16 protein-coding genes and 1 tRNA gene are annotated in these 14,358 nt (G+C 58.1%); 10 read left to right on the plus strand and 7 right to left on the minus strand.

Going from position 1 to position 14,358, the window contains the following annotated elements; all coding sequences use genetic code 11:
* Positions 1-1,256 (minus strand): UDP-N-acetylglucosamine 1-carboxyvinyltransferase (murA, locus tag P8O11_RS07735; RefSeq protein ID WP_300293364.1); only part of this gene is annotated, 1,256 nt, incomplete at its 3' end.
* 5 nt (positions 1,257-1,261) lie between these two features.
* On the minus strand, positions 1,262-1,423 hold the full coding sequence (locus P8O11_RS07740; protein WP_300293367.1) for a hypothetical protein: 162 nt from the start codon (positions 1,421-1,423) through the stop codon (positions 1,262-1,264).
* Positions 1,424-1,509: 86 nt separating this feature from the next.
* Here P8O11_RS07740 and P8O11_RS07745 point away from each other — a divergent pair.
* From P8O11_RS07745 to P8O11_RS07755, 3 genes are all read left to right on the plus strand, one after another.
* Positions 1,510-1,584: transfer RNA gene (locus P8O11_RS07745), tRNA-Thr, on the plus strand.
* A 106-nt stretch (positions 1,585-1,690) separates the two neighbouring features.
* On the plus strand, positions 1,691-2,287 hold the full coding sequence (locus P8O11_RS07750; RefSeq protein ID WP_300293369.1) for a hypothetical protein: 597 nt from the start codon (positions 1,691-1,693) through the stop codon (positions 2,285-2,287).
* A gap of 50 nt (positions 2,288-2,337) precedes the next feature.
* Positions 2,338-2,688 (plus strand): hypothetical protein, encoded by a 351-nt coding sequence (locus P8O11_RS07755; protein WP_300293372.1) that lies wholly within the window; start codon positions 2,338-2,340, stop codon positions 2,686-2,688.
* 303 nt (positions 2,689-2,991) lie between these two features.
* Here P8O11_RS07755 and P8O11_RS07760 read toward each other — a convergent pair whose 3' ends face one another.
* On the minus strand, positions 2,992-3,861 hold the full coding sequence (locus tag P8O11_RS07760) for a GTP-binding protein (protein WP_300293375.1): 870 nt from the start codon (positions 3,859-3,861) through the stop codon (positions 2,992-2,994).
* Positions 3,858-5,480 carry an amidohydrolase gene (locus P8O11_RS07765; RefSeq protein WP_300293378.1) on the minus strand — a complete coding sequence of 541 codons (1,623 nt, stop codon included), beginning with the start codon at positions 5,478-5,480 and terminating at the stop codon, positions 3,858-3,860. The genes P8O11_RS07760 and P8O11_RS07765 overlap by 4 nt, the downstream gene beginning before the upstream one ends.
* 99 nt (positions 5,481-5,579) lie before the next feature.
* On the opposite strand from P8O11_RS07765, the gene P8O11_RS07770 reads away from it, so the two are divergent.
* The 6 genes from P8O11_RS07770 to P8O11_RS07795 all read left to right on the plus strand — a co-directional run bounded on the left by P8O11_RS07770 (position 5,580) and on the right by P8O11_RS07795 (position 12,137).
* On the plus strand, positions 5,580-6,509 hold the full coding sequence (locus P8O11_RS07770; RefSeq protein WP_300293381.1) for a LysR family transcriptional regulator: 930 nt from the start codon (positions 5,580-5,582) through the stop codon (positions 6,507-6,509).
* Positions 6,510-6,612: 103 nt separating this feature from the next.
* The gene (locus P8O11_RS07775; RefSeq protein ID WP_300293384.1) at positions 6,613-8,169 is read left to right on the plus strand and encodes an ABC transporter substrate-binding protein; all 1,557 of its coding nucleotides are present in this window, start codon (positions 6,613-6,615) and stop codon (positions 8,167-8,169) included.
* Between the two features lie 71 nt (positions 8,170-8,240).
* The gene (locus tag P8O11_RS07780; RefSeq protein ID WP_300293387.1) at positions 8,241-9,215 is read left to right on the plus strand and encodes an ABC transporter permease; all 975 of its coding nucleotides are present in this window, start codon (positions 8,241-8,243) and stop codon (positions 9,213-9,215) included.
* A 1-nt stretch (position 9,216) separates the two neighbouring features.
* Positions 9,217-10,095 (plus strand): ABC transporter permease, encoded by an 879-nt coding sequence (locus tag P8O11_RS07785; protein ID WP_300293389.1) that lies wholly within the window; start codon positions 9,217-9,219, stop codon positions 10,093-10,095.
* 99 nt (positions 10,096-10,194) lie between these two features.
* Positions 10,195-11,169, plus strand: coding sequence for an ABC transporter ATP-binding protein (locus tag P8O11_RS07790; protein ID WP_300293391.1), 975 nt, complete (start codon positions 10,195-10,197; stop codon positions 11,167-11,169).
* On the plus strand, positions 11,166-12,137 hold the full coding sequence (locus P8O11_RS07795) for an ABC transporter ATP-binding protein (protein WP_300293393.1): 972 nt from the start codon (positions 11,166-11,168) through the stop codon (positions 12,135-12,137). The genes P8O11_RS07790 and P8O11_RS07795 overlap by 4 nt, the downstream gene beginning before the upstream one ends.
* Positions 12,138-12,194: 57 nt before the next feature.
* Here P8O11_RS07795 and P8O11_RS07800 read toward each other — a convergent pair whose 3' ends face one another.
* The 3 genes from P8O11_RS07800 to P8O11_RS07810 all read right to left on the minus strand — a co-directional run bounded on the left by P8O11_RS07800 (position 12,195) and on the right by P8O11_RS07810 (position 13,916).
* On the minus strand, positions 12,195-12,677 hold the full coding sequence (locus P8O11_RS07800) for an RNA pyrophosphohydrolase (protein WP_300293396.1): 483 nt from the start codon (positions 12,675-12,677) through the stop codon (positions 12,195-12,197).
* Positions 12,678-12,684: 7 nt separating this feature from the next.
* On the minus strand, positions 12,685-13,425 hold the full coding sequence (locus P8O11_RS07805; RefSeq protein ID WP_300293398.1) for a sulfite exporter TauE/SafE family protein: 741 nt from the start codon (positions 13,423-13,425) through the stop codon (positions 12,685-12,687).
* Positions 13,426-13,499: 74 nt separating this feature from the next.
* Entirely contained in the window at positions 13,500-13,916 is a 417-nt protein-coding gene (locus P8O11_RS07810) for an Lrp/AsnC family transcriptional regulator (RefSeq protein WP_300293401.1), read from the minus strand.
* A gap of 100 nt (positions 13,917-14,016) precedes the next feature.
* On the opposite strand from P8O11_RS07810, the gene P8O11_RS07815 reads away from it, so the two are divergent.
* Positions 14,017-14,328, plus strand: coding sequence for a cupin domain-containing protein (locus tag P8O11_RS07815; protein ID WP_300293403.1), 312 nt, complete (start codon positions 14,017-14,019; stop codon positions 14,326-14,328).
* Positions 14,329-14,358: the final 30 nt, after the last annotated feature.

Below are 14,358 nucleotides of genomic sequence, written 5' to 3' on the forward strand. Positions count from 1 at the left end.
CGCTCGACTTTTGCGCCGATGCCCGAAAGCTTGCGCACCACATGCTCATAGCCGCGATCAAGATGATAAACACGATTCACAACGGTTTCACCCTCTGCCGCCATGCCCGCCAGAATGAGCGAAACAGAGGCGCGCAGATCGGTCGCCATCACTGGCGCCCCCTTGAGACGCTTCACTCCCTTCACAGTCGCCGTGCCGCCATGCACTTCAATATCCGCCCCCATACGCTCAAGCTCGGGCGCATGCATAAAGCGGTTCTCAAAAATCTTCTCTTCCAGCACAGATGTGCCCTCAGCCGTGCAGAGCAATGCCATCATCTGCGCCTGCAAATCGGTCGGAAAGCCCGGGAAAGGCTCCGTCGTCACATTCACCGCCTTGATCGGCCCTGTCTTGCGCGCCACTTTGAGGCCCGAGGCCGTCTCTTCCACATCAATGCCCGCCTCGTTGAGCTTCGCAACAAAGCTCTCTACAAGGCTCAGCTTGCCGCCAAGACACTCAACTTCACCACCGCAAATCGCAGGGGCAAGCATATAGGTTCCAAGCTCGATCCGGTCGGTCACAACCTGATGGGTCGCCCCGCCAAGCCGGTCCACACCCTCAATAGTGATCGTGCTTGTGCCGTCGCCGTCAATCTGCGCACCCATCTTGCGCAAGCAGTCCGCAAGATCGACAATCTCGGGCTCACGCGCGGCGTTGTTGATCACAGTTGTGCCCTTCGCAAGGGTCGCTGCCATCATGATATTCTCGGTCGCCCCCACCGAAGCAAACGGAAAGTCGATAACCGCGCCTTTGAGACGCCCGCCGCTCGCCTTGGCGTGCAGATAGCCTTCCCTAAGCTCAATCGTCGCGCCCATTTTCTCCAAACCGTCGGTGTGGATGTCCATTGGGCGCGCGCCAATCGCACAACCACCAGGAAGCGAGACAACAGCGTGCCCTTCACGCGCCAGAAGCGGCCCAAGCACAAGATTTGACGCGCGCATTTTGCGCACAATATCATAGTCCGCGCGGGTATTAATCTCCCCGTGGCACGACATAGCAATCACTTGGCCATCCGAGAGCGCAGAAATCTCTGCACCAAGGCTTTCCAGAAGCTGAGTCATAGTGCGAATATCAGAGAGACGTGGTGCATTGGTCAGCGTCAGCGGCTCTTCGCTCAAAAGCGTGGCCGGCATCAGGGCAAGACAAGCATTTTTCGCCCCTGCAATAGGGATCTGCCCACTTACGGGGCCACTGCCTGTTACGATAATCTGATCCATCTGCTCTACCCTTTATCTTTACGCGTCGCACTCTCACCACTTTGCGCAGCGGTGCGTGCCTTAGCCTGCGCCTTACGGCGCGCCATATTGGCCTTTAAAGCCGCCTTCAAGCGCTCTTCACGGGCAGTTTCGCCCTTGGCTTTCGGTTTTGTGTTTTTTGGCTCCATAATGGTCTCTTATAGCGCTTGAGCATAAGCGTCCAGATTGGCCTTGCGTGAAAGCTGAATTGGGTCTAATCACCCGCCACATCGTTGCTGCAGTAGCTCAGTGGTAGAGCGCGTCATTGGTAATGACGAGGTCGGGAGTTCAATCCTCCCCTGCAGCACCAGATTTCCCCCTCAAAGCTTCACACAAAGCCTAAAGACTTTGTTTCGCCCTAAAATACCCGCATTTTTCAGCTAAATCGTGCTCGCACAACAACGGGCAGGCATTGCATGAGCCTTCTAAGATACAGCTTCATACTGGCAATCCGTGCCACACCACACCTTATCGTGTCGAAATTCTTTTTCGAGTTTCGCCTCGGCTTTTATGGTGTTTTGGCGACGGTTCTCGCCATTCTTGCCGCATTTACGGCGCCTGTAATGATCATCTTTGTACCGCTCACGATTGCCTTCACAAATACAGCCAACACGCTCACAAACTTGCACTCCTTGCTTGGGTTCATCGGCGTGGCGCGCCGCCAGAAGCTGGAGTATCTGATCAGTGAGGTGATCAAAATCAGTGTGATGCGTGGGCTGTCGTCTCTGCTCGCCAGCGCGCTTGTCGCATTCATGCTGGTCGGCCTATATGGCCCTGCACACTTCGCAGATCTTTTTGCTGCGCCGCTTGACGCCCTCACCCGCGATATGGCCCTCTTCAACGAAGGGCGCATTCCCGCTGTCCTTGCAGCCAGTCTACTCTACACACCTTTTTTCTGGTGCTTGGCGCGCTTTTTGCCGTGCCGACAGCCGCCGCCGCCTATGCCATTGGCCCCTCTGATCGGGTCTTCAGTGGCTTTTGGGGGATCGGATTCAACTTCTGGCCAATCCTGACAAGCCGCCTTTCCTATATTGGTGTGCTCGGCGGATTTGCCCTATTTACCGTGATCTTTTTCATCCCAGAGGTCAGTCTTCGCTCACTGATCCATCTGGCCCAAAGCGCCTTTACAGGCCAAACGCCTGATCTGATCAACTATCCTATTTCAGAGCCAAAGTTTGAGACGCGCGGTGCCCAAATCGCACTTATGCTCTGGATTGTTTTTAACGGCTATCTACTCCAGCCTTTCTGGCTGGCCACGGCCGCTCTGTCCTTCCGCCTTGCCTTGGAGCAAGAGGAGGCTCGGGATGCCGCTGATACCCCCTGCCCTGACACCCGACGCACCCAAGAAGACGCCAAGCGCGCCAAGACAGTTAATCTGCGAAAAGCCCGTATGCCTGCCCGCTGGCAGACCTAAATCAAAGCGCCCAAACCTATCTCTGGAACATATCGCCCAGCGACGAAAGATCGCTGCCGATCCCCTGAAAGACCTGCCCGGCTCCATGGCCCAGACCACTCAGAGTACCACATCCTGAAACTGCTAAAAATAGCGCCAATGCCAAATAACGGCTCATGTTCAATCCTCAAATATTATTTTTATATGAAGATATAATATGGCTTGGCGAATAAAAAGAGAAGCCAAATTGGGGGTCTAGAACCATTGTCCCAACACTTTTGCAAAAGACCCAAAAACCACCCGTCTCGTGACACCCCAGCAAGCTTAGCCATCGGCCGCCCACCAGCGCTCGATATCGTCGGCACTGAGCGCCGCCTTGGGGCCTATGGCAACGATCTGGCCAGCTTTAGGCTGTGCGCAGTCACGCACGCTCACCTGCCCACCAACCACATGAAGCTCAAGCCCGCCGCTCTCGCCCCTGAGCCGCCCTTTGATGCGATATGCCCCCTGAGGCCGCGCCGCGAGTTTATTCAAAAGATGCGCGCGCTCGAAAACGCGCGCCTCCTCACAGGACCAGCTCTGATAGGCTGGATGTGCCGAAGCACCCGCCAAAGGCCCCGCGTGTTCGCTGCGCTCCAAGAGCAACTCTGCCAGCGACAAATCCTCCTCAAGGGCCATCACGGGCGCACCTGAAAGCACCGCAAGCTCAAGCTTCAACCCCGCGCTTTCGCCCTTGGCCAGCAAAACAAGGTCTGCCTCGCGCACCTGCGTTTTGACCTGATCCCCCACAAGACTGTCACGCGCCAACTCAGGGTAGTTGAGCGCATCAACAACAGTGACAATCCCTGAATACAAAAGCTCGCGCTCGGCAAGAGCCGCATTGGCTATCTTCGCAGGTTGCGCCACTCCACTGGCCTCGATCACAAGATGATCTGGTCGCGGCACTCGGTCGAGCGCATCGCCAATAGCCATAAACAGATCGCCGCCAATCGTGCAGCAGACACAGCCGTTTGACAGCGTCAGCGTGTCCTCATCAGCGCTCTCCAAAAGCTCGGCATCAATATTGATCGCTCCAAAATCATTGACCAGAACCATCAGGCGCGCCCCGTGTGGCTCAGCAAGCAAACGGTTGATGAGCGTGGTCTTACCCGCGCCCAGATAGCCGGCAATCACCGTGAGTGGCAGGCGTTTCATAGCAGATGCAACGCCCCGCCGAGCACCGTGCCGAGCACCTCAACATCCTTGAGCGCTGCCGCCTGTGTCGGATCTTGCCCCAGAACAGCAAAATCTGCGCGCTTGCCGGCCTCGATAGAGCCGATCTCGTGGTCCAGCTTGAGCGTGTAGGCCGCCCCCAGCGTAATCGCATAAAGCGCCTCTTCGGTGGTGATCCGCTGCGCCTCGCCCAGAATGCGCCCGCTCATCGTCTCGCGGGCCACGGCGCACCAGGCGGTAAACAAGGGGCCCATAGGGGTCACGGGTGCATCCGAGTGGATCGCCACGCGCACGCCTTCATCAAGGGCCGCGCGCGCCGCATCCATGCGCATGGCGCGTTCCTCGCCAATGGTCAGCTCAGCGTGCTGGTCGCCAAAATACCAGATATGATTGCTGAAGATATTGGTGCAAATCCCCATATCCGCGCATTTGCGGAACTGATCACGCCCCATCATCTGACAGTGCTGCAAAACATGCCGTGCGCTCGGCCACGGGTGCTTGCGTCCTGCCGCCTCAATTGCCGCAATAGAGACTTCGGATGCCTCGTCTCCATTTGTGTGAATATGCATCTGAATGCCCTGCTTCTGCATTTCCTCACAAAGCGCAAAGATGGTTTCAGGTGGCGTGTTCCAGATTCCGTTTGGCTGCCCACCCACATATCCGGGCCACTTCACACGTGCGGTCCAGCCCTGAATGGAGCCGTCCGTCATGAGCTTTACAGCGCCAAGGCGGAGCTTCTCATGGCTGTGCTCCTTAAGCTTCAGCGCTTTCTGCGCGATCTCTTCAGGGCTGCCACCGATCGCGCCAAGCGTTGGCACAAGCCGGATCGGAAAGCTGGCTTCGTCCGTAACACTCACAAGTGTCCCCAGATCATCCGCCTCGATGGTGGCAAATAGATCTGTCGCTGTAGTGACGCCCGCCCGCGTACAAACCTGCCCATACGAACGGATCGCATCCTCGGTCTGGCTCAGCCCACGAAAATCGATGCCAAGACGACGCATCACAGGAAACATCGCCGCCATCTCCTGAAGCTCACCGCTCAGGCTGCCGTCCGAACCGCGCAGAACGCCCTCGACATTGGTCTGCGCATCATACCCCGCCATTTCCAACGCAACGCTGTTCACACACATCAGATGGAAGTTGGAAAACATGATCGCAATCGGCCGCGTTGCGCTGATCTGGTCGAGATGCTTTCGGCTCAGCCGCTCGGAGCGAAGGAAGATCGGATCAAACCCCCAGCCGACAAGCGCCTTATCCTCAGGCAGCGTCGCTTCCGCCGCGCTCAGGCTCTCCACCACGGCGTCAATCGTCTGCATCCCTTTCCAGAGCTTACCATCAGGATCGATACGGTCGTGGTAGCCAGCATAGGCATACTGCCACATCGCGCCCGCCATCATATGCGCGTGACCCTCCACAAATCCGGGCATAAGAACCGAGTCCTTGAGGCTATGGTCATACACAACATCACCCCATTGAGCCGCGCAGTCCTTGCCGCCCACTGCGAGAATATGTCCGTCTTGCACGGCAACATGGCTGGCACGCGGGCGGTTTGGATCCATCGTAATAATCTCTCGCGCCGCAAAAACAGTAATCTGGCTCATGACTCTCTCCCTCTTTGACCAAAGAAGTAACGCAGGCTTGTTAATCGGAAAAATAGATTTAACATCGCCCTTACACCGTTTTTTCCGAGGATATCTGTCGTGCACTTTACCCTCAAACAATTGCGATATGTCGATGCCGCCCTGCGCACAGGCTCAATCGTGCAGGCCGCCAGAGAAATGAACATCTCACAATCTTCGATTGCGGCGGCGATTGACGCCAGCGAAGCGCTCATGGGGGTCCCACTCTTTCACAGGATGCCCGCCAAAGGCATCGTCCCCACCGATGAGGGGCTGCTTGCCGCCAGCAAGATTGGAGCCTTCCTTGCCGATGCTCGCATATTGGAATCCGACCTGCTCTCAAGCCGAGGCGCAACAGTGGGTAGCCTGCGCATGGGCTGCTATGCCCCAACGGCCCCCTATATGCTGCCCCGCATCCTCAACCGCCTCACCGCCCAACACCCTGAAATACGCATTGAACTGCGCGAAGGCGATATGGAAAGTCTTGTTGGCTTTCTGAACACCGGCGTCATAGACGCCGCCCTAACCTATCGCCGCACAATTCCCGATACGATGTTCTTCCAGCCGATGTTTCGGGCGCGCCCCTATGTACTGCTGCCCGAAGTCTCGCCGCTGGCCGCCAAGTCCGAACTTTCGCTCACCGATATCGCTGATCTGCCAATGATCATGCTAGACCTCGCCGCAACCAAGCCCTACTTCACCTCGATCTTCAAGCAAGCAGGCCTCGCCCCGCGCATTGTACACACGACCCAAAGTTCCTCGGTCCTGCGCGGTCTCGTGGCGGCAAACTACGGGTACTCGATCCTCAACATCTGCGGGCCCAACGACCGAAAAGGCGAAAACGGCTATGTCTGCCGCCCGCTCATCGGAGAGATCGACGAACCCGCCTTTGGCCTCGCCTATACCCGCAACGCAAGACATACGCCCATCGTCAACGCCGTCTTGGAAATCTGCTCGCTCTTGTCCTCTGAAGGCGCGTTTGACGATCTGTTTCTGGCGCCCGCTCCCTAAAACATCAAAAAACCGAGCTTAGACAAAGGAAAACACTGTTTTACCAGTGGATAGCCCGCGCTAGGCTGTTTCCAATATAAAAAAGAAACCAAGGGAGTCTCAAATGAAGTTCACAACACGCCTCTTGGGTGCTGTTGCCGTTTCGGCAATGTCGCTCTCCGCCCTGCCCGCCTATGCCGAAGGCGGCACATTGGTCATCGCCTCGACACAAGTGCCCCGCCATCTCAACGGCGCAGTCCAGTCAGGCATCGCCACAGCCGTGCCCTCCACACAGATTTTTGCCTCGCCCCTGCGCTATGACGAAAACTGGGAGCCGCAGCCCTACCTCGCCGAAAGCTGGACAGTGGCCGAAGACGGCCTCTCCGTGACGCTCAACTTGGTGAAAAACGCGACCTTCCACGACAGTAAACCTGTCACAAGCGAAGATGTGGCCTTCTCGATCATGACGATCAAGGAAAACCACCCCTTCCAGACCATGTTCGCTCCTGTCTCAAGCATCGACACGCCCGACGCCAACACGGTTGTGATCAATCTCAGCCAGCCACACCCCGCGCTGCTTCTGGCCATGTCCCCCGCCCTTGCGCCGATCCTTCCAAAACATATCTACGGCGATGGGCAGGATGTAAAATCACACCCGGCAAACTCTGCCCCCATCGGCTCAGGCCCCTTCATGCTGGAAGAATTCAAAGCTGGCGAAGCCATCGTATTGAAGAAAAATCCCAACTTCTTCATCGAGGGCCGCCCAAAGCTTGACGAAATCATCGTTAACATCATCAAAGACCCCTCAGCGCTTCTGATCGCGATGGAAAACGGCGATGCCGACATCTATCCTTTCATGGCGGGCAGTCAGGAAATCAAGCGGCTGGAAAAGGTCGACACCCTTGAAATCACCAGCGAAGGCTACGCTGCCGTTGGCCCGATCAACTGGCTCGCATTCAACACAGCCTCCGAAAAGCTCAGCGATGTGCGCGTACGTCAGGCCATTGCCTATGCGGTTGATCGCGACTTCATCACAAAGGCCCTGCACCGTGGCGTTTCCAAGCCACAACGTGGCCCGATCATTGAAAGCTCACCCTTCTTTGATGGCAGCATTCCCGCCTATGACACCGATCTGGACAAAGCCAACGCGCTCATGGCCGAGGCTGGCTATGGCGACGGGATGGAACTGACGATTGATTATATTCCTGGCCCCAAAGAGCAGCAGCAGTCTGTCGCCGAATATCTGAAGTCCCAGCTCAAAAAGATCGGCATCGAGCTCACTGTGCGCGCCGCTCCCGACTTCCCCACATGGGCAGGCCGCGTTGGCGGACATGACTTCGAACTCTCGATGGACGTGGTCTTCAACTGGGGTGATCCCGTGATCGGTGTTCACCGCACGTATCTCAGCTCCAACATCCGCAAAGGCGTGATCTGGTCCAACACCCAGTCCTACAGCAACGCACGTGTCGACGAAATTCTCGGCGCCGCGGCAGTCGAGCTAGACATGGACAAACGCCGCGCGCTCTATGCCGAGTTCCAGCAGATCGTCGCCGCTGATCTCCCGATCTACTGGATCAACGCAACGCCCTATCACACGGCCTTTAGCAAGAAGCTCAAAAACGCGCCAAAAGGCATCTGGGGCACAATGCACCCGATGGATATGGTCGAGTGGGCCGAGTAATCCAGCGCTAGGCTTTTTGGCAGGGCCGCAGTCTTGCGCGGCCCTGTCACCCTGAACACCTAGGATATCCCATGAGCCTCTCCTTTTTGTCACGCCGCCTTGCCTATGGCCTTCTCCTGATGCTCGGTGTCGTGATTCTCAATTTCTTACTCATCCGCCTCGCTCCCGGCGATCCTGCTGTTGTGATTGCAGGCGAAATGGGTGGTGCGACCGAGGAGATGCTCGAAAGCATCCGCGAAGACTACGGCCTCAACAAGCCGGTCCTGACCCAGCTCTGGATTTATATTTCAGGCGTCGCCACAGGAAATCTCGGTGAAAGCTTCTTTTTCAACCAGCCTGTCTCAAAACTCATCGCTGCGCGCGTTGGCCCAACGATCCTTCTGGTGATCTCAGCGCAGATCATCTCGATCGTCCTCGGCGTCTTCCTCGGCGTCATCGCCGCGCGCAAGCCCAACGGCGTCATGTCCGCCTTCGTCTCGGTCTTCGCAACCATAGGCTACGCCGTGCCCGTCTTCTGGACTGGCATCATGCTGATCATCCTCTTCGCCTCCGCCATCCCGATCTTCCCCGTCGAAGGCATGCAATCGGTCAAGCTGCGCGATGCGCCCGTTCTTACGCAGGTGCTCGATGTGGCGCATCATCTGGTGCTGCCCGCCTTTACACTGGCGATCATCTACCTCGCCCAATATGCCCGCCTCTCGCGCGCCTCCATGCTTGAGGTGCTCGGCTCCGACTACATCCGCACTGCCCGCGCCAAAGGCTCCCCCGAGCGCTCCGTTCTCTTCAAACATGCCCTGCGCAACGCAGCCCTGCCCATCCTGACGGTCGCAGGTCTGCAGTTTGGCAACCTCATCTCAGGCGCGTTGCTGGTCGAAACCGTGTTCAACTGGCCGGGCATGGGCCGCCTCGCCTTTGAAAGCATCCTGCGCCGTGACTATCCCACCATCATGGGAGTGCTCTTCTTTGCCTCCGCCATGGTCGTCGTCGCCAATATCCTCACCGATATCTCCTATCGCTGGGCTGATCCCCGCCTGAGAGGTCGCTGATATGTCCAATCAAAACGATATGTCCGATTACACCGCCGAAAGCCCCGCACGCGAGGCTTGGCGCATGTTCCGCCGCAATATCCCCGCGCTCGTCGGGGTGTTTATCCTCGCAGTCATCATCCTGCTCACCTTCTATGGCCAGTTCTTTTACACGGGTGATGCGTTTGATGTTGTCTGGGCACCCCACGAGCGCCCCGGCGTAACACCCGAGTTCCCCCTCGGAACCGATTATCTCGGCCGCGACCTCGTCGCAGGTCTGCTCACAGGGGGCGGAGCCACACTTGCGGTCGGTGCAACGGCTGCCATGATCACCATGATCATCGGTATCACCTTCGGTGCGCTGGCGGGCTTTTATGGCGGCTGGGTCGACAATCTCCTGATGCGCATCACCGAATTCTTTCAGGTTCTACCTGCTCTCCTTTTCGCCATGGTGCTGGTCACGCTCTTTTCGCCCTCGCTCTTCACCATCGCTATGGCCATTGGCGTGGTCAGCTGGCCGCAGACAGCCCGCCTCACCCGCGCCGAGTTTCTCAAGATCAAGGAGCTGGAATACGTCACAGCCGCCCGCGCCATCGGCGCCAAAAACAAGCGCATCATCTGGAAAGTCATCTTGCCCAACGCCATGCCTCCGCTCATCGTCTCCGCGACACTCACAATCGGCGTCGCCATCCTCTTTGAAGCAGGGCTCAGCTTTCTGGGCCTCGGCGATCCAAATGTCATGTCTTGGGGCCTCATGATCGGGGCCAACCGCGAATATATCCTCGGTGCCTGGTGGCCAGTCACCTTCCCCGGCCTTGCAATCTTCTTCACAGTCTTCGCTGTCTCGCTGATAGGCGACGGCCTCAACGACGCCTTCAATCCAAAGCTGAGGGAGCGTTAAGCCCATGCATGCTCTTTTTCTTTCAAAAAATATCCTGCGGGGGTGCGGGGGTGCAAAACCCCCGCTCCTGCCCTTGACCAAACGCGCCGTGGCCCTCGGATGAGCGCTCTTCTTGATATCAAAGACCTGCGCGTCACATTCAACACGCGCTACGGCGAGGTGACAGCCCTCGACAGCGTCTCCCTGCATGTCAATGAAGGCGAAACGCTCGGTGTCGTCGGTGAAAGCGGCTGCGGCAAGTCGATCACAGCCCTCGCCACCATGGGCCTCATCCCCTCGCCTCCGGGGCGGATTGCAGGGGGGTCGATTGCGCTCAACGGCGAAGAGCTGACTTCCGCCTCCGAGGCCCGCCTGCGCGCCCTGCGCGGGGCCGAAATAGCGATGATCTTTCAAGAGCCGATGACCTCGCTCAACCCCGTCTTCACCGTCGGCGCGCAAATAGCCGAGGCCATCATGCTACACCAGAAGGTCAGCCGTGACACCGCCATGAAAGACGCCGTGGCCCTGCTTGACCGGGTGGGCATTCCCTCTCCCGCCGAGCGCGCGCGCGACTACCCGCATCAGCTTTCGGGTGGGATGCGTCAGCGTGTGATGATCGCGATGGCTGTCTCTTGCCGTCCAAAGGTGCTCATAGCCGACGAGCCGACAACAGCGCTCGATGTGACGGTACAAGCCCAAATCTTTGATCTGCTCAATGAAATCCAGCGCGAGTTCGGCGCAGCCATCATCCTTATCACCCACGACATGGGCGCTATCTCCGAGATGGCCGACCGAGTCGCCGTCATGTATGCAGGCCGCGTTATCGAAGAAGCCTCCGCCGACAGCGTGCTCGATACCCCACAACATCCTTACGCGCGCGGGCTGATTGATTGCATTCCCGCACTTGGCAAAGGTGACACAGCTCTCAAAGAAATCCCCGGTGTCGTCCCGCCTCTGCACCTCTTGGGCGCAGGATGTGCCTTCGCCGCGCGCTGCGCCCACGCCGATGCGCGTTGCCTTTCCGAGAAGCCCCTTCTTGCCAATCATGGCCATCACCCCTCCGCCTGCCACGCCGTAGAAGAGGCCCGCATATGACAGTCCTTCTCAAAGCCAATGATCTGACAGTGCGCTTCGCTCTGGGCAAAAAAGGCCTGTTCGGCGCGCGCCAGCATCTTGAGGCTGTGCGCTCTGTCTCCTTCACGCTTGCCAAGGGCCGCGCTCTGGGAATCGTCGGCGAAAGCGGCTCTGGCAAAACCACAACAGCGATGGCTGCTATACGGCTCACCGAGGCCGCAGGCGGGCAGGTGCTCTTTGAAGGAGAGGATCTGCTGACGCTATCCGATGAGGACATGCGCCAACGCCGCCGCGATATCCAGCTCATCTTTCAAGACCCGTATAGTTCACTCAACCCGCGCGCGCGGGTTGCCGATATCGTCCGCGAACCGATGGACCTTATGGAAATAGGAATACCCGCCGAACGCGACGCGCGCGTACGCGAGCTCTTTAAGCTCGTCGGCCTACGCCCTGATCAGCTCAACCTGTTTCCCCATCAGTTCTCAGGCGGCCAGCGCCAGCGCATTTCCATTGCGCGCGCCCTTTCCACCAACCCGAAGCTGCTGGTCTGCGACGAGCCAGTGTCCGCGCTCGACGTGGCCATCCAAGCCCAAATTCTCAACCTGCTGGCGCGCCTCAAAGACGAACTTGGCCTCAGCTATCTCTTTATCAGCCACGACCTCGGCGTGGTCCGCCATGTCTGCGATGATGTCGCCGTAATGTATCTTGGTAAGATTGTTGAACACGGGCCTGTTGAAGCCCTCTTTGAAGCCCCACAACATCCTTACACCCAAGCACTTCTGGCCGCTGCACCGTCACTCGCACGGCGCAAGTCAAAAGGCTATGTGCGCCCGATGAAGCTCTCAGGAGATCCGCCCTCCCCGATCAACCCGCCCAAAGGCTGCGCCTTCGCCGAGCGCTGCCCCAAGGCGCAGGACATCTGCCGCCAAAGCCCACCAGAGGCACGCGAAACACAAGGTTTGCACGTCGCGTGCTATTTCCCGGGTTAAATTTGTGGAGCGTCGGCTGGAGCGCGCCTCACCCGCGAGAGGTGAACAACGGCACGATCATATCTGATCTGAAAACGCCTTAAGCACCGCGGCATAAACCTCGCGCTTAAACGGGACAATATTTGCGACAAGCTGATCTGCGGGAAGCCAGCGCCACTCCGAAAACTCAGGATGCTCCGTCGCAATATTGACATCGCTGTCTGCGCCGTGAAATCGCATCAGAAACCACTTCTGTTCTTGCCCGCGAAAGCGGCCTTTCCAGATCTTCGGCACAAGGTCGTGGGGCAAATCATAGGGCAGCCAGCCCGCCGTTTCGCTCTCAACCGAGACCTTGTCTGCCGTCACACCAGTCTCTTCCCAAAGCTCGCGCAACGCCGCATCGCGCGCGCCTTCTCCAGCATCGACGCCGCCCTGCGGCATTTGCCATGCGTCTTGGTCCCGGTCGCGTCGCTGGCCCACAAATACATGGCCCTCGGCGTTCACAAGCATCACCCCCACACAGGGGCGATAGGGCAGTTGGGCAATCTCTTCAGGGCTCATCACATCCTCACTTCAGAAAAAACAATACGGTCATGATCAGGCCAACAGCCACAATCCCACCGCGCAAAAGCTTCATATTGGTGATCTTACGCGCATAAGCGGCGCCAAAATAGCCCCCTGCCGTCGTTGCCAGCGCCAGCACAATCGCGCTCTTCCAAGCAATCAGCCCCGCCACAGCAAGCGCGCCCGCTGAAACGATAGAGATCATCGTCGACATCAGGTTCTTCAGCCCGTTCATCCCGTGCAGATTAGCAAATCCCATGAGGCCGAACACCGCCAGAAGCATGATCCCGAGACCACCGTTAAAATACCCGCCATAAATCGAAACGGCCAAGACAACAGCCACAGAGCCAATCGTGCCAAGCCCGCCCCCCTTCAAAAGCGCCAGAAGCTTTGGCCCCGCCGCAAATATCAGTGTTGCCACGAGCAAAAGCCAAGGCACGAGGCCCATAAAGACCTCCTCGTTTGTCACCGTCAGCAACAGCGCGCCAGTCAGGCCCCCAAGGGCAGAGATCAGCAACATAACAGGCAAGCTTAGCGCACCCTCCGCCGCAATATCCTTGCGAAACGCCCAAGCGCTCCCCGCATAACCCGGAATGGCCGTCAATGTCGCCGTGGCATTGGCCATAATCGGTGGCACACCGAGCCAAACCAGCGCAGGAAAGGAAATAAATGTTCCGCCCCCCGCAACCGCATTGAGCGCGCCGGTGGCAAAGCCCGCGACACAGAGCACAAAAATTTCCAGCATAAGTCTCCCCCCCAGTTATGCCCCTTCTGGCGCAAGGGCAGAGCCACTACAAGAGGCGAGGCACAGACAGCCCCTTAACAGCGCCGCGCCAGAACAAGCGATGACAGCACAGAAGAAATCATGGCATTCGCGCCGATCTTGTCATTGAGCGCCGTTAAGGCCGCTGGGTTTGGCACGCGGCAGCGCACCAGAGCGTCGATCTCGCCTGAAATCGACAGCACCTCCTCAACTCCCGAGAGCGAGGCTAGCCAGGTGAGCGCAGGGTCACAGGGCCGCGCGGCAATGCGCACAAATAAGACCGCGCTGACAAGCCCTGCCGCCTCAGCATTGTATTCGGTCACATAGCCAGTGATCACGCCGCTCTGCTCCAGCCGCCCCACACGGTCCTGCACGGCAGTGCGCGACAGGCCGATCTCGCGCCCAAGAGCAGCAAAGCTCAGCCGAGCGTTGCGCGCCAATGCGGCCAATATTTTCTGATCCGTGTGATCCATCCCTATTTCCCCCGTTTCGCAGGCCTATGGCGTCGGTCCGCAAGTGGCTGTGCCAACTTGCTTGGCTTAGACGTTTTATATCAAGGATGGAGAAGCTGACATGAGAAAGATAACCGCCCGCGACTTTACCGGCACAGCCGCATGGGACGCCCTCCCGATCGAGCAGATTGAGGGCGCAACCCTGCGCCTGCATTGGAGTGATGCACCTTACAAATGGCACATCAACGATGGTCCCGAAGTCTTTGTCGTGCTGGATGGTGAAGTCGATATGCACATCCGCAAAGAGGGCCGCGAAGAGGTCTTGCGCCTGAAAGTCGGTGATATTTTTCACGCCGAGAACGGCGATGAACATATCGCGTGTCCCGACGGACCAATGCGCGCCCTTGTCATCGAAAAGGCTGGCAGCGTCTGAGCGACCTCACAAAAAAGGGCCGCGCTATCT

Origin of the sequence: Lentibacter sp., from assembly GCF_029254145.1 — a bacterium.
Taxonomy (GTDB): domain Bacteria; phylum Pseudomonadota; class Alphaproteobacteria; order Rhodobacterales; family Rhodobacteraceae; genus Lentibacter.

What these genes read in the sequence shown, in the direction of transcription:
- P8O11_RS07740 (WP_300293367.1), bottom strand. Translation starts at nt 1,423, where the DNA reads ATGGAGCCAAAAAACACAAAACCGAAAGCCAAGGGCGAAACTGCCCGT.
- P8O11_RS07750 (WP_300293369.1), top strand. Translation starts at nt 1,691, where the DNA reads ATGAGCCTTCTAAGATACAGCTTCATACTGGCAATCCGTGCCACACCA.
- P8O11_RS07760 (WP_300293375.1), bottom strand. Translation starts at nt 3,861, where the DNA reads ATGAAACGCCTGCCACTCACGGTGATTGCCGGCTATCTGGGCGCGGGT.
- P8O11_RS07765 (WP_300293378.1), bottom strand. Translation starts at nt 5,480, where the DNA reads ATGAGCCAGATTACTGTTTTTGCGGCGCGAGAGATTATTACGATGGAT.
- P8O11_RS07775 (WP_300293384.1), top strand. Translation starts at nt 6,613, where the DNA reads ATGAAGTTCACAACACGCCTCTTGGGTGCTGTTGCCGTTTCGGCAATG.
- P8O11_RS07780 (WP_300293387.1), top strand. Translation starts at nt 8,241, where the DNA reads ATGAGCCTCTCCTTTTTGTCACGCCGCCTTGCCTATGGCCTTCTCCTG.
- P8O11_RS07785 (WP_300293389.1), top strand. Translation starts at nt 9,217, where the DNA reads ATGTCCAATCAAAACGATATGTCCGATTACACCGCCGAAAGCCCCGCA.
- P8O11_RS07790 (WP_300293391.1), top strand. Translation starts at nt 10,195, where the DNA reads ATGAGCGCTCTTCTTGATATCAAAGACCTGCGCGTCACATTCAACACG.
- P8O11_RS07795 (WP_300293393.1), top strand. Translation starts at nt 11,166, where the DNA reads ATGACAGTCCTTCTCAAAGCCAATGATCTGACAGTGCGCTTCGCTCTG.
- P8O11_RS07800 (WP_300293396.1), bottom strand. Translation starts at nt 12,677, where the DNA reads ATGAGCCCTGAAGAGATTGCCCAACTGCCCTATCGCCCCTGTGTGGGG.
- P8O11_RS07805 (WP_300293398.1), bottom strand. Translation starts at nt 13,425, where the DNA reads ATGCTGGAAATTTTTGTGCTCTGTGTCGCGGGCTTTGCCACCGGCGCG.
- P8O11_RS07810 (WP_300293401.1), bottom strand. Translation starts at nt 13,916, where the DNA reads ATGGATCACACGGATCAGAAAATATTGGCCGCATTGGCGCGCAACGCT.
- P8O11_RS07815 (WP_300293403.1), top strand. Translation starts at nt 14,017, where the DNA reads ATGAGAAAGATAACCGCCCGCGACTTTACCGGCACAGCCGCATGGGAC.